Annotated in this window: 13 protein-coding genes; 3 read left to right on the plus strand and 10 right to left on the minus strand. The window is 73.4% G+C overall.

The annotated features are described in order from the left end of the window. The first annotated feature begins 288 nt into the window (after positions 1-288). Positions 289-774: a response regulator gene (locus WMF43_RS13450; RefSeq protein WP_437680390.1), complete on the plus strand. Its 486-nt coding sequence runs from the start codon at positions 289-291 to the stop codon at positions 772-774. Positions 775-938: 164 nt separating this feature from the next. Here the strand turns inward: WMF43_RS13450 and WMF43_RS13455 are convergent, their stop codons facing one another. From WMF43_RS13455 to WMF43_RS13485, 7 genes are all read right to left on the minus strand, one after another. Next, entirely contained in the window at positions 939-1,274 is a 336-nt protein-coding gene (locus WMF43_RS13455) for a hypothetical protein (protein ID WP_437680392.1), read from the minus strand. 186 nt (positions 1,275-1,460) lie between these two features. Next, positions 1,461-2,024, minus strand: coding sequence for a hypothetical protein (locus tag WMF43_RS13460; RefSeq protein ID WP_437680393.1), 564 nt, complete (start codon positions 2,022-2,024; stop codon positions 1,461-1,463). A gap of 173 nt (positions 2,025-2,197) precedes the next feature. Then, positions 2,198-3,121: an SH3 domain-containing protein gene (locus WMF43_RS13465; protein ID WP_437680395.1), complete on the minus strand. Its 924-nt coding sequence runs from the start codon at positions 3,119-3,121 to the stop codon at positions 2,198-2,200. A 74-nt stretch (positions 3,122-3,195) separates the two neighbouring features. Next, complete coding sequence (locus WMF43_RS13470; protein ID WP_437680397.1) at positions 3,196-5,583, minus strand: DUF4340 domain-containing protein; 2,388 nt, start codon at positions 5,581-5,583, stop codon at positions 3,196-3,198. Then, positions 5,580-7,271 carry a GldG family protein gene (locus WMF43_RS13475; RefSeq protein ID WP_437680399.1) on the minus strand — a complete coding sequence of 564 codons (1,692 nt, stop codon included), beginning with the start codon at positions 7,269-7,271 and terminating at the stop codon, positions 5,580-5,582. Before WMF43_RS13475 ends, WMF43_RS13470 begins: the two co-directional genes overlap by 4 nt. Beyond that, positions 7,271-8,017 (minus strand): ABC transporter permease, encoded by a 747-nt coding sequence (locus WMF43_RS13480; protein ID WP_437680401.1) that lies wholly within the window; start codon positions 8,015-8,017, stop codon positions 7,271-7,273. Before WMF43_RS13480 ends, WMF43_RS13475 begins: the two co-directional genes overlap by 1 nt. Next, positions 8,014-9,051: an ABC transporter ATP-binding protein gene (locus WMF43_RS13485; RefSeq protein ID WP_437680403.1), complete on the minus strand. Its 1,038-nt coding sequence runs from the start codon at positions 9,049-9,051 to the stop codon at positions 8,014-8,016. Before WMF43_RS13485 ends, WMF43_RS13480 begins: the two co-directional genes overlap by 4 nt. A gap of 310 nt (positions 9,052-9,361) precedes the next feature. Between WMF43_RS13485 and WMF43_RS13490 the strand changes: the two genes are divergently transcribed. Beyond that, on the plus strand, positions 9,362-9,829 hold the full coding sequence (locus tag WMF43_RS13490; protein ID WP_104979524.1) for a DUF3293 domain-containing protein: 468 nt from the start codon (positions 9,362-9,364) through the stop codon (positions 9,827-9,829). A 122-nt stretch (positions 9,830-9,951) separates the two neighbouring features. Continuing rightward, complete coding sequence (locus tag WMF43_RS13495; RefSeq protein WP_437680405.1) at positions 9,952-10,386, plus strand: hypothetical protein; 435 nt, start codon at positions 9,952-9,954, stop codon at positions 10,384-10,386. A 158-nt stretch (positions 10,387-10,544) separates the two neighbouring features. Here the strand turns inward: WMF43_RS13495 and WMF43_RS13500 are convergent, their stop codons facing one another. The 3 genes from WMF43_RS13500 to WMF43_RS13510 form a co-directional block, all read right to left on the minus strand. Continuing rightward, positions 10,545-11,249 carry a response regulator transcription factor gene (locus tag WMF43_RS13500; protein WP_437680407.1) on the minus strand — a complete coding sequence of 235 codons (705 nt, stop codon included), beginning with the start codon at positions 11,247-11,249 and terminating at the stop codon, positions 10,545-10,547. 127 nt (positions 11,250-11,376) lie between these two features. Further along, complete coding sequence (locus WMF43_RS13505; RefSeq protein ID WP_437680408.1) at positions 11,377-12,435, minus strand: sensor histidine kinase; 1,059 nt, start codon at positions 12,433-12,435, stop codon at positions 11,377-11,379. Between the two features lie 61 nt (positions 12,436-12,496). Then, positions 12,497-13,807, minus strand: coding sequence for a thymidine phosphorylase (locus tag WMF43_RS13510; protein WP_437680410.1), 1,311 nt, complete (start codon positions 13,805-13,807; stop codon positions 12,497-12,499). Positions 13,808-13,870: the final 63 nt, after the last annotated feature.

Raw genomic sequence — 13,870 nt, forward strand, 5'->3', positions numbered from 1 at the left:
GTGTTGCGGGATTGATGCCTATCCTGGCTCGCGGTCAAGTGACCGAGCGACCTCGCGACCGAACGGCCTCATCCGGTGTTTCAGCCGTCGCGTCGGATGTGCCCGTGATCCAGCGGGCGCGCGGCCCCCTGCCAAGGGTGCTTTCGCTGGTTTGCTTACATCTGGTGACAGTGGAACTTGGTTCCGGTGCGGTAGCGATCCTGGTAAGGTGACGGGGGGACTACTCGTTGAAACCTGACTACTCCGGAGGCGCTCCACGGAACTGCGCTTCCTCATGGAGGCTCCCTCATGGCCGATCGTCGTGTCGACTCCTCGCGAAAGAGCTCTCCGGGAACGGCCTCCGCTTCCGACTCGGCGCCGCGGAGCCGGCCGACCGCGCCAAGTACGTCGACCAGCGAGGCCACGCGGAAGAAGAAGATCCTGGTCGTGGACGACTCGTTGACTTCGCTGCTGTCCCAGCAGCTGACGCTCGGCGCCGACGACTATGACATCGTCATCGCGCGCAACGGCAAGGAGGCCATCGCGAAGGCGGTGGCGGAGCGCCCCGATCTCATCCTGATGGACGTCGTGATGCCCGCCATGGACGGCTTCCAGGCCTGCCGGTGGCTTCGCGCGTTCGACGCCACGAAGACCGTCCCGATCATCATGATGACGACGAGGAGCGATCAGACGAGCATCAAGGTCGGCTTCGCCAACGGGTGCACCGACTACCTCATCAAGCCGTTCGACAGCGATACGCTGCTCAAGGTCGTCCGCACCCACATCGGCGAATAGGCGCTCTCGCCCGTCTGGACGGGCCTCGGCTGCGCCGGCGAGCTCGGCCGACGAGCAACACCCCCGCGAGGGGCGACGTTCCGTGTCGCGGTAGGCGCCGCGTCACGTGGGGCGCGGGGGAGCCGCGCGGCACGCCGGAGCGCCGCGCGGCGCGCGCCCGGCGCTCAGAAGGCGGCCCAGAACATGATTCTGACGTCGAGGCCCGCGCAGCTGGCCAAGTTCTCCCCCTCTCGGCTGCACCCGTCGATGTCGACGTCGCCGCCGCGGCACTCGAACTCGCTCTCGACGCAGGCGATGGCCTCGTCGAACTGGTCCTCGCAGCCCTCTTCCACCGCGGCCCTCTCGGCATCTTCGAGGTTGTCGATGCAGTCATCCTCGTCGTCCGGGCTGCAGTCTCCAGTGCAATCGCACTTGTCCTCGCACAACCCCGAGATCGAGCTTCCACAGCCGGGAATTGCCGCGAGCGCGACGGCGAGCGTGAACGAATAGGCAAGCTTCAAGGGTGTCTCCTCCAGCCTTGTCGCGCAGCGCGCGAGTGCGATGACGCCGACCCTCCTATCGCGTCCGCGAAGGAGGTACAAGCCGCACGTGCGCTGCCCGGGGCGCCCTGCGCCGCCGGGCAGGCGCTCGCCGCCTCCGCCGCGCGAGCCGCGCGCGCGGCCCCGCGCCGCTTCCGGCCGCCTGCCTCAGTTCTGCTCGGCGTCGCCGCTCTGCGCAGGCCAGAGACGGCGGAAACCGACGCCGAGCAGGGTGCCGTCGTCGCGCTGGACCAGGCCGCCGAAGCGGCACTTCTCGACCAGCGTACCCTCGGAGAGAGCGCCGCCGTGCTGAAACCGGATGCGTTGACCCTCGATGAGCGCGCCGAAGACGCGCGCATCGGCAGCGACGGCGGCGAGCGACTCCGAGGTGGCCGTGCGCAGCGGCGCGACGTCATCGCGGTGCGCGCGGCGAACCACGCCCTGAGACGCGACAGAAAAAGGGGGTATATTTACGTTATGAACGGATGATGTTGTGTCAGGGGTGTCAACCCACACGTCGACCGCATCGCCCTTCCTGAACAGGACCACCCCGGCCAGCTCTGCTCCCCTCGCGGTCGTCAGCGTGACCAGCTCGCCTGCGCCGGGCTCGGTCGACGCGCGCCCGCCGAGGCGCTCTCGCACGACGTCCACGGTGGGCTTCGCCGGGCGGCGCGCTGCGGCGGGGATCAGCTGTTCCAGGTTGAGCAGGGGGAGCGAGAGCTTGCGCCGCATAGGTCCCCGCCATTCTACGCGAACCCGTGTCGGTACGCCGGCGCACGTTGGACCGGGACCGAGGATGACGCCGTGCGCAGCGGCGCCGAGGTCCGCCTGCCCGGCGCCATCAGCCCGGGTAACGCCGAGTCCCCGGGGGCGCCGCGCGGCCCGTCAGGGCAGAGCGTCAGTCGCTACAGCCCGATGGAGCCGCGGTACATCCACCCTGTCTTCCCTCGGTGCTCGACCTTGTACCAGTCGTTCTGCCGGCCAACGAGCTTGATGCGTGTCCCGCGGACGAGGCGCATGACCACCTCGCCTTCCTTGGGCTCCGCACGGACGAGCGCGGTATCCCAGCTGACAGTGGCCAGGCCGCTCGCCGCGGTCTCGCTCGTGGTCGTGCCTGCGCCGGGCTCCTGCTCTTCCTTGCCCGCCTCGCCCTTCGCGGCCGCCTCGGCGTCCGCGCCAGGGGGATAGAACGTCGCCGTGTAAACGAGGGAGTAACGGCGGTATTTGTGAGGGACCTCCTCGAGGGAGACGTTCGAGAACTCGCGCGCCGCGCACTGCAGGATGCCGCTGACCGTCGAGGAGGGCAGGCTGGTCTTCTTCGATTTGACCACCTGAACCTCCTTTTTCTCGAAGTTCAGCTCGAAGCCGATCGGGAGCTTGCCGTCGAGGCCGGCCGCTGCTGGGCAGCGGGCGAGCTCCTTCAGCCGAGGGAGCGCGACCGGATCGAACTGGAGCTCTCCGCAGTCCTCGACCTTCTTGCCCTTCTGGTCGGAGCAGCGCGTGATCCTGCCGGGGCCGACCACGACCCGCTGCTCGTTCTTCGCCGGGGCGTCCGGCGGCCTGGCCTCGGGCGCCGCGCTCCCAGGGGCCGCTGGCGCGGCGGGGGCCGCCGGCGCGGCGGAGGCCGCCGCGGTCTCGGCGGTGGCCTTGAGATCGCCAGGGACACTCGGGCCGATGCGCACGCCGGCGATCCGCGGCCACGCGATGCCGACGACGAACCCCACGAGCGCGATGACCCCGACCCGCGACCACACCGGCTGCTCCTCGCCGGGACGGGGGATCTCGACCGCCAGCGGGCGCTGCCGCTTCGCCATGTCCGCCTTCGCCATGTCCAGCACGTCGCCTAGCACAGGTGGGACGCCAGAACGAAATAGTCCGTCGCGCGGAGCCACTCCGTCAGTCATCAGTCGGCGGTCGGGAGGCCCGCCGCGGCGAGGAGCGGCCGCACCCGGGACTGCGCGATGGCGTAGACCGCGTCCACGCCGTCGCGCCGGGCATAGACGACGTTCGTGCCGCGGAAGGAGTCGCCCGCGCCGATCGCGATCGTGAAGGACCCGGATCGCGGGCCCGGTGGGCTCGCTCCCTCGGCGCCCGGCGCCGCCTCGGGCCGGGCAAGATCGACGGTGATCCGGAGCCGCGGCGGGCTCAGGCCGTGATGCTTCGCCGGCTTGCCCAGCGCGACGGCGCCCTCGGCGCGCAGGTCGGCGAGCGCGTCCCGGACGCTCGCCGCCGTCGCGGTCGCGGTCGCCTCGTCGGCCGCGCCGGGGACCGTGAAGCCGCCGGGCGAGGCCTCGATCACGAGCGGCGGCGCGCGCCCGTCGCCCCGCGCCAGCGCGACCCGCGCGATCTCCTGCGGCGGCACGAGGAACACGTCGCGGCGGAGGAGCAGGCGCCCCGCCGCGGCCTCGAGCGCCGGCGGCGCGATGAAGACGGCGGCGCCGTCGCCGCCCGCGCGCGGGAAGGCACCGTCGCCGGCGCGCGCGAAGGAGCCGTCGCCATCGCCGGCGCGCGCGCCGAGCTCGACCCGGACCGTGCGGGAGGCCGCCTCGCTCGCGGCGCCGCTCGACGCCGGCGCCGCGGCCAGCTCGGCCTGGATCACGAGCCGCGGCGCGCCGAGCCCGTAGCCCGCGCCGGGATCCGCCTCGACCCAGCGCTCGGCCTTGAGGCTGCCCAGCAGCTCGGCGAGCTCCTCCGCGAGGCCGCTGTCCGCCGCGAGGCCCTCGCCCCGCGGCTCGACGAGCTGCCAGGCGCCGCCCGCGGCGCGGCGGAGCCGCTGGACCAGGCCCGCGCGCTCGATGCGCAGCGCGTCCACCTGATCCGGCGCGAAATCCAGCACCTGCACGGGGCGCAGCGACACCTCGGTGGGGAGGAGCGCTCCGGCGCTCGCCGCGGGGAGCGCGGCGACGGCGCCGTCCTCGAGCCGGCGGACGTGCACCACGCCGCCCTGCTCGGCGCCGATCTCGAGGGTCTCGACGCGCTCCCGGGGCTCGCCCTCCCCGACCGCCGCCGGCGTCGAGAGGACGCGGAGCGTGGCCCGCGGCGGGGCGAGGCCGAGCGCCCCGAGGTCGCTCGCCGCCGGCAGGAGGCGCGCCGCGCGGACGTCGAGGATCGCCTGCACGAGGGCGCGGCCCGCCTCGGTCGGGACGGGCCGGTCCTCCGGGGCGCGCAGGTGCCACTCGCTGCCGGCGCGCGCGAGCTCCAGCGCGCGCGCGCCGGCGGAGAGCTTCACCTCGGCGACCTCGTCGAGCGGCGCGCCGACGAGGGCCAGGTCGACGAAGCGCGACGCCTCCTCGGTGAGCGGATCGAGCGCGCTCGCGGGCACACACGCGGCCGCGCGCGTGGGCTTACGCCGCACGGCGACCACGTGATCGGGCCTGCCCGGGCAGGGCCCGCCGAGGTCGATCACGCCGCGCTCCGCCGACGGGTCGCTCGGCAGGAGCGTCAGCGTGACGCGAGGGCCGCCGCCGGCCGCGGCCCGCTGCGCCTCGTCCTCGGAGAGGAACGCCTCGGCCTGCATGCGGCCGAGCGCCGAGAGCACGCGCTCGAGCGCCGGCGCGCTGACCCGGACGCCGCCCTCGGGGGAGCCCTCGGCGAAGCGGAAGCCGGCGCCGCGGCCGCCGCCCCAGGGGGCGCGCACGAACCGCCGCGGGCCGCCGTCGCCGGCGAGCTCGAGCCCGGAGAGCTCCGCCGCGGCGTAGGGGACGAAGCTCCGGGAACGGAAGCGATCGGGCGGCACCTCGAGCGCCGCGGCGAGCTGCTGCGTGATGACGAAGACGCCCCGGCCCGCGACCTCGGCGTAGACGGCGCCCGGCGGCGTCGGCGCGCCGCCGCCGAGCAGCAGCCGCTCGCGGCGCGCGCCCATCGCGATCGCGACCGTGAGCCGGGGCGCCGTCAGGCCGAGGGCCGCCGGGTCGCTCGCCTCCGCGGAGACGCGGCGCTCCGCCTTCGCGAACTCGAGCGTGCCGAGGTACTGGTCGACCGTGGGCTCGTCCGCGGGATGGCGCTGCCCGTCGATCTCGACGACCCAGGGGCGCTGGCCCGCGTCGTCGACCTCCCCGCGGGTGACGCGCGCCGTCTGCCGCGCGCCCGGCGGGGCGCCGGGCGGGGACATCGTCACGGTGAGCTCGGTGATCTCGTCGGGCCGCCAGGCCTCGAACAGGTTCTTCTTGCGGCGCTCGGCCTCGTCGGTGGGCACCGCGCGCCGGTCGAGCACGAGCAGCGCGATGGCCGCCGCGGCGGCGAGCACGACCAGGATCAGCGTCGTCGCGTGCCGGCGGAGCGCCCTCGTCACGGCGACCCTTCGCGATCGGGCCCGGCCGGCGCGCCCCGCCCGGCCGCCGCGCCGGGGCCGCCCTTCGCGCCGGGGCGGCGCTCCGAGCTGCGCCGCGAGAGGTGCACGGCCAGGCCGAAGAAGGCGGCGGCGAGCGGCATGTACACGACGACGTAGCGGAAGATCGACGCGAGCGAGTCCTCGCTGATCCGGAGGCCCGCCGTGAACGCCGGCTTGTCGGGGATGTCGAGCATGGCCGGGCTCGCGGCGAGCCACGAGAGCGCGCTCTCGACGAACACGGCGGTGCCCCGGAGCTCGGCGCTCTGCCAGTTCGCGCCGTAGAGCGCGCTCGGCGAGCTGATCACCACGACGCGCGGCCCGTGCGCGGCCGTGGCGCCCGGGGGCCTCGGCAGCTCCGCGGCGTAGGCGATCGTGAGCGGCCCCGGGTGATCGCCGTCCCGCGGCTTCGGCTCGGACGGGTCCCTCGCCCAGCCGAAGAAATCGACCATCCCGAACGCCTGGTCGCTCGTGACGAGCAGCGGCGACGGGGCCACCGGCCCGCTCGTCGTGGGCGAGAGCGAGCTCGCCACCGTGAGCACCGGGCCGAGGCCCTGATCGGCGGCCTTGAGGAGGCCCTCGGTGATCGGGTGCGGCCGCACGATCGGCGAGAACGTCTCGCCGAAGCCCTGCGTCGAGCGGAGCTTCGGATCGCGCTCGAACACGAAGTCGGACCGGATCTCGACGCCGGCCACGGCGAGCAGGCCCGAGAGCCCGAGGTCCACGTAGCGCTGATCGCCCTCGTCCGGCACCGGCCCGAGCGCGACGAGCGCGCTGCCGCCCCGCTCGACGAAGGCGCGGTAGCGGGCCACGTCGCCGGGCGGCACCGGCTGGCTCGGCTCGGCGAGCACGAGCACCCGGCACCCGGCGAGATCGACCACGGGCGCGGGCTCCTTCGGCGCGGCGCCGGCCCCCTCGTCGTCGCCGTGGTCGCCGTGGTCGCCGTGATCGTCGTGCTCGCCGCGGTCGCCGCCGAGCTGCACGACGTCGTAGTTGTTCTTGTTCAGCCGGTCCTTGAGCGCCGCGAGGCCGCTCTGGCCGCCGACGTCGATCGACTTCTCGCCGTGTCCGCCCGCGAAGCAGACCCGGGGCCGCTCGCCGCGGATCACGCTCCGGATCGCGCCCGTCAGCGCCTGCTCGAGCCGCGGGCGCGCCTGCATGTCGTCCTCGACCTCGACGAGATCGCTCGCGGTCAGGAAATGCGGCCGGTCCCCGCGCGCGACGATGATCGCCGCGTCGGTGACGATGCGCCCGTCCTCGGTCTTGCCCGCGACGACGCCGTAGCGCTGCTGCACGGCCAGGAACTCCGCGGGGCGACGGTCGGGATCGGTCACCTCGACCTCGATCCGCCCGGTCTCGGCCCGGTACGCGTCGAGCAGGTGCCGCACCGAGAGCGTCAGCGGGTCGTCCGCGGAGAGCAGGACGTAGACGCGGATCGGCTCCTCGAGCGAGCGCAGCGTGGCGAGCGTCGCGTCGCTCAGCGTGTACAGCCCGCCCTGCGTCCAGTCCCAGCGCCGGTAGTGGCGGGCCACGAGCAGGTTGACGAGCACCGCGAGCACCATGGCCGCGATGATCCCGACGCTGGCCGAGAGCTTCTCGCCGAGCGACGTCCCCGGCGGGGCCTCCGCCCGCGGCGGCTCGCCGCCGGTCATCAGCCCCACCTCCACGCCTCGACGGCGCGCACGGTCACGAACAGCGGCAGCGCGATCACCGTGCCGTCGAACACGAGCCGGCGCAGGTCGACGATGCCGCGGGAGAAGTCGTTCATCTGCGTCCACACCGAGACATAGGCGCAGAGGTCGTGCGCCGGGCCGTCCGGGAAGATGAACTCCCCGATGCCGAGGATGAACAGGCCGATCAGCGCCATCGCGCTGAGGATCGCGGCCATGAGCTGGCTCTTCGTGAGCGCGCTCGTCATGGTCCCGATCGCGAGGTACCCGGCGCCGACCGCGAAGATCGCGAGGTAGCTCGAGCCCACGACCCGCCAGTCGAGCTCCCCCGTCCTGCCGATGAGCACCATGTAGAGCACCGTCGGCGCCCACATGGCGGCGTACGTCACGAGCGCCGCCGCGTACTTCGCCAGCACGACGCCGGCGGCCCCGACGGGCGCCGTGAGCAGCGCCTCGATGGTGCCGCTCCTGCGCTCCTCCGCGAAGAGCCGCATCGTGAGCAGCGGGCACACGAAGAGCAGCGGCAGGTAGATCAGGATCGTCTGGCCGAAGAACATCTGCACCGGGCCCGCGTCGGCGGAGAGCTCCACCTCGCCGGCGAGCTGGGTCGCGATCAGGAAGAAATGCACGCCCTGCACCACGAGGAACGTGGTGATCAGCACCCACGCGAGCGGCGTCACGAAGAGCGAGAAGAGCTCGCGCTTGAAGATCGGCCAGAAGCCCCTCACCGCCGCTCCTTCGCCGCGCCCCGGCGCTCCGACCTGCTCTTCTTCCGCGAAGCCGGCGCGGGCGCGCCGCCGCCGTCGCCGCCGCCGCCGCCCTCCTCGCCCTCGCCGCCGGTCAGCTCGGAGAAGACCTGCTCCAGCGAGGGGGCGTGGGGGACGACCTCGCGCACCCCGAGGCCCGCCTCGACCAGGGCGCGCACGAGCCGCTCGGCGGCCTCGCCGGCGTCGGCGCCGGCGTCGAACTCGACCGTGAGCTGCGCCGCGTCGCCGGCCGCCTCCGCCTCGGCCGAGCGGACCGAGGCCGCGCCGCGCGCCGCGGCGAGCGCCGCGTCCGCCGCCCCGCGCACGGCGACGCGCACGCCGGACGAGCGGCGCATCGCGCGGATCTCGTCGATCGAGCCCTCCGCCACGAGCCTCCCGCGGGTGATCACGAGCGCGCGCGTGCAGGTCGCCTCGACCTCGGAGAGGATGTGCGTCGAGAGGAGCACGGTGCGGTCGCGCCCGAGCCGGCGCACGAGCGCGCGCACCTCGCGGATCTGGTTCGGGTCGAGCCCCGCCGTCGGCTCGTCGAGGATCAAGAGCGGCGGGTCGCCGACGAGCGCGTCCGCGAGGCCGACCCGCTGCCGGTAGCCCTTCGAGAGGTGGCCGATCATGACGCTCGCCACGTCCTCGACGCGCGCGTCGCGGAGGGCGCGCGCGACCGCCTCGCCCCGCGCGCGCCGCGGCACGAGCTTCAGCTCGGCGCGGAACGCGAGGTACTCCGCGACCCGCATCTCCGGGTAGAGGGGCGAGGTCTCGGGCATGTACCCGAGCGAGGCCCGCGCGCGCATCGGGTCCTCGGCGAGGTCGTACCCCGCGACGCGCACGCGGCCGGAGGTCGCGCCGAGGAACCCCGCGAGGATGCGGAGCGTCGTGCTCTTGCCCGCCCCGTTGGGCCCGAGGAAGCCGACGATCTCGCCCTGGCTCACCCGGAACGAGAGGTCGCTCACCGCCTGGTGGGGACCGTAGGACTTGGAGAGGTGCTCGACCTCGATCATCGTGGCATCGGCGACGCGGGGGGCCCTGGCGCCGGCGCGCCACACGCGCGCAGGCAGGACGCTCGCGCGGAACGCTTAGCGCACCGGGCGGGGCAGGGAAAGCGCGCACCTGGCATTCATCCACGCGGCGCGCGGCGCCCCCGCCCGCGGCGCGCCGCCGTTGAGTAGCCAGAGCCGCGCGTCTCTGGTAACCCTGCGCCGTAACCTTGCGCCGTCGCGCCCGGCGGCCGGGCGTGCAGGCTACAGGCCAGCTCTACCGAAGCGACCCGGTCGGTGCGCCGAGCACCGCTGCCCACACCACCGCTCCACGATGGACCAGACGCTCCTCCGGTCGTATTTCTCGACCATCTACGAGTTTCCCACGGCGGCGGGGACGCTGCGCGTCTCCCTGGACGGCGAGATCGTCCAGGATCAAGCCGGGCTCCCCGAGCTCCTGACGCGCAGGTTCGCCGTGCTCACCGCCTACAACCCGCGCTCGATGCTCATCCCCCGCCGGGTCAACGACCAGCGCCACCACGTCCTCCGCGATCTCCTGGTCCTCGGGTGTTACCGGGTGGAGCCGTGCGTCGGATCCGAGGCGGAGCCCGAGGGCATCTGGCGCGAGCCTGCGTGGCTCGTCCACGGGATGGATCGGGACGAGGCGATCGCGTTCGGCCGCGTCTTCCGTCAGAACACGATCGTCTTCGCGCAAGGCGGCCGGCCGGAGCTCATCATTACCGATCCCACAGCGGACGACATCGGCCGAACTTTCCAGGGCAACTGGCGGGTTCGGTCGTGACCACGGCGGCGCCCGCGGGCTGCCGATTCCATGTTGAAACATACCCGCAAAATGTGGGTTGATGCCTCGGCGATAGGGATGGGCGTACCGGCCTCGCTCCCCACACCAGGAGACACAGCAGAATGCGCATTCAGTTCACCCTCGCGGCGGCCCTTGTCGCTCTCGGGCTCGGCGCTGGCGGCTGCGGCCAGAACAAGATCGCGGAGTGCAATGCGCTCATCGAGGTCATCAACAAGGGCGTGCAGAGCATCGACAAGGGCTCGAAGGCCGGCGCCGACCAGGGTGGCTCCAGCGAGCTGAAGGCGATGGCCGACGCGATGGACAAGGTCGCGGCCGACGCGGCGCAGGTGAAGCTGACCACCCCGGAGCTGCAGAAGTTCTCGGGCGAGTACCAGGCCATGGCGAAGGACGTGGCCAAGGCGGCGCGCGATCTCGCGGCCGCGGCCGACGCGAACGATGCGGAGAAGACCAACACCGCCCAGGCCGCGATCGAGAAGGCGATCAAGCAGGAAGACCCCCTCGTCGACAACATCAACCAGTTCTGTCAGGGGAACTGAGCGCGCCGGCGAGCGGGCGAGGGGCCGCCCGCCGCTGGGCCGCCGGGACCGGCGGACCGCTCGCGCGGGGCCGAAGGTGGCAAGAGGGCCGGCGCAGCCCCGCGATGGACCGGCGTACGACCACGCTCGGTTGCGTATGCTTGATTGCGTATGCCCGGTTACGGGATGAGGCGGTAGCCGACCCCGCGGACCGTCAGGAGGTGGCGCGGTGAGGTCGGGTCGTCCTCCAGCTTGGTGCGGAGCTGGAGGATGAAGTTGTCGATGGTGCGCGGGGTGCCGTGGTGCGCCGGTCCCCACACCTTCGCCTGGATCTGCTCCCTGGAGAGGACCCGCCCCCCCGCCTCGGCCAGGCAGAGCAGCACGTCGAACTCGGTCGCCGTGAGATCGATGAGCGCCTCGCCGCGGCGGACCTCGCGTGTCGCCGCGTTGATCTCGATGTCGCCGGCGCGCAGCTGCGCCCCGTCCGCGCGCGCGATCGCGTCCCGCCGGAGCACCGCCTTCACGCGGGCGAGCAGCTCGGCCAGGCCGAACGGCTTCGTGATGTAGTCCTCGGCGCCGAGCTCGAGGCCCATCACCTTGTCCATCTCGGCGCCGCGCGCGGACAGCATGATCACCGGCAAGGTGCGGCGCTCGCTCCGGAGGATGCGCAGCAGCTCGAAGCCGTTCAGCCTGGGGAGCATCACGTCGATGATGATGAGGTCGAGCCCGCCGGCGCGCGCGAGCGAGAGGCCGCGCTCGCCGTCCTCGGCCACGAGGACGCGGTAGCCCTCGGCGGTCAGGTTCATCTCGAGACCCATCGCGATGCTGGGATCGTCCTCCACGAGGAGGACCGTCCGCGCCGGTGCTTGAGGGTTCCGGGTCATGCTGAGGACGTCCTCTACCATGTCCAAGTCCGGACCGGAGGGAGCCGCGCGCACGCCGCCACGGGCCGAACCGCGCGTGCGCGGGTCGCCCATGCGCGCCCACGTGCGCCCGCGCGCAGCGCGGCGATCACGTCCGCGCGCCCGCGCCGGCGTCGCGCTCCTCCGCCCGGGGCTCGTCCGCGCCGGCGTGCGGGGCGTGCGGGGCGTCGGCGCGCGGGGGCCGCGCGGGCCGCGGGGATGTGGCGCGCTGCTCGGCGGTCGTCCTGGACGCGCTCCGGAGCGGGACGACGAGCGTGAACGTGCTGCCCTTCCCGGGCTCGCTGTCGACGAGGATCTTGCCCCGGTGCGCCCGGATGACATGTTTGACGATCGACAGCCCGAGCCCGGAGCCGTCCTGCTGCCGGGCCAGGAGATCGTCGACCCGGTAGAACTTCTCGAAGATGCGCTTGTGCTCCTTGCGGGCGATGCCCTTGCCGTTGTCGCGGACCGTGATCAGCGCCGAGCGGCTCTGCGCGCAGGCGGAGACGCGGATCTTCCTCGGCTGGCCGCCGTACTTGTAGGCGTTCGAGAGGAGGTTCACGATCGCGTCGACGAGCGCGCTGCGGTCGCAGAGCACGGGCGGGAGCCCCGCGTCGACGGAGACCTCGAGCTCGACGTTGCGCTTCTCGCGGGTCGGCTCGAAGGCGTGGATCGCCTCCTCGACGACCTCGCCGAGGTGGTGCTCCGCGAGCTCGTAGACGCGCCGCCCGCTCTCCATGCGCCCCCAGTCGAGCAGCCGATCGATGAGCTGCTGGAGGCGGGCGCTCTCCTTGGTGAGCGCATCGATGCAGCGATCCTCGCTGACCCCGTCGCCGCGCCGGAGCTTGAGCGTCTCGGTGAACATGCGGATCGACGTGAGCGGCGTGCGGAGCTCGTGCGAGACCTTGGACACGAAATCGGCCTGCAGCTCGGAGAGGTTACGCTCGCGCCGGAGGAAGACCCACACGAGGATGACCCCGGTCGCGAGCGTCCCGCAGAACGTGAGCACCAGGATCCCCATGATGAGGTTGTACTGGGCCTCGCCGAGCACGAGCAGGAGGAAGCCGACGCCCGAGAGGAGCACGCCGGGCACGATGACCAGGTAGACGAGGAGCTGGATGATCCGCCGGTAGCCGAGCGTGGTGAGGTCGCGCCTCGGGGTCCGCATGGTGCGAGGAAGTCTAGTGGGGCGGCGCGCCGCCCGCGAGCGGCCTCGGGGGCGCCGCCCTTCAGAGGGCGATCCGCTCCAGCACGAGCGGGGGCGCGGCGGCCGGCTGCGGGCCGAGCTGGAAGGCGGCGCGGACGCGGCCGGCCGCGGCGCGCGCGTCCTCCGGCCGGCGCGCGTGGATGCGGGCGAGGGGCGCCCCGCGGCCGACGCGATCGCCGCGCGCGGCGGCGAGCTCGATGCCCACGGCGGGGTCCACGCGCTGGTCGGCGCGCGTGCGCCCGGCGCCGAGCGCGACGGCCGTGAGGCCGATCTCGAGCGGATCCACGGCGACGACGGCGCCCTCGTCCTCGGCCGCGACGTCGACGACGACGGGGGCGCGGGGGAGCCGGCCCGCGTCCTCGACCACGGCCGGATCGCCCTTCTGCGCGGCGATCATCCGCGCGAGGACCTCGGCCGCCGCGCCGCTCGCGATCGCGGCCTCGAGCTTCGCCCGCGCCGCCTCGGCGGTGTCGGCGGCGCCGCCGGCGATCAGCATCTCCTCCCCGAGGGCGAGCGTGCACGCGACGAGGTCCGCGGGGCCCCCGCCGCGCAGCACCTCGATCGCCTCGCGGGTCTCGAGGGCGTTGCCCACGGTGCGCCCGAGCGGGGCGCTCATGTCGGTGAGCAGGGCGGTGACGCGCTTGCCGGCCGCGGTGCCGACGCGCACGAGCGCGGTCGCGAGCGCGCGGGCGTCCTCGAGGGTCTTCATGAACGCGCCCCGCCCGACCTTGACGTCGAGCACGAGGGCGTCGATGCCCTCCGCGAGCTTCTTCGAGAGGATGCTGGCGACGATGAGCGGGATCGACTCGACCGTGGCGGTCACGTCGCGCAGCGCGTAGATGCGCTTGTCGGCGGGCGCGATCCGCTCGGTCTGCCCGATCATGCACGTCCCCACCTCGCGCACGATGCGCGCGAAGGCGCCGGCGTCGAGGGAGACGTCGAACCCCGGGATCGCCTCGAGCTTGTCGAGCGTGCCGCCCGTGTGGCCGAGGCCGCGGCCGGAGACCATCGGCACGGGGACGCCGCAGGCGGCGACGAGGGGGGCTAGGCAGAGCGAGACCTTGTCGCCGACGCCGCCGGTCGAGTGTTTGTCGACCTTGCGCCCGGGCACGCTCGACAGGTCGAGGACGTCGCCGGAGTGGAGCATCGCCCGGGTGAGGGCGACGGTCTCGGCGTCGTCCATGCCGCGGAAGAAGATCGCCATGAGCAGCGCGCTCATCTGGTAGTCGGCGAGCTCGCCGTCGCTGTGGGCGCGGACGAGCCGCGCGATCTCGTCGTCGGAGAGCCGCCCGCCGTCGCGCTTCCTGGCGACGAGCTCGACAAGGGTCTTCATCGCCGCGGAGCTTAGCCGGGTTCGACCCTATTTGTCCCGGGCCGGGGCATCCCTATGGTGTGC

Source organism: Sorangium sp. So ce131 (assembly GCF_051519095.1).
In the GTDB taxonomy this organism is placed as follows: Bacteria; Myxococcota_A; Polyangia; order Polyangiales; family Polyangiaceae; genus Sorangium.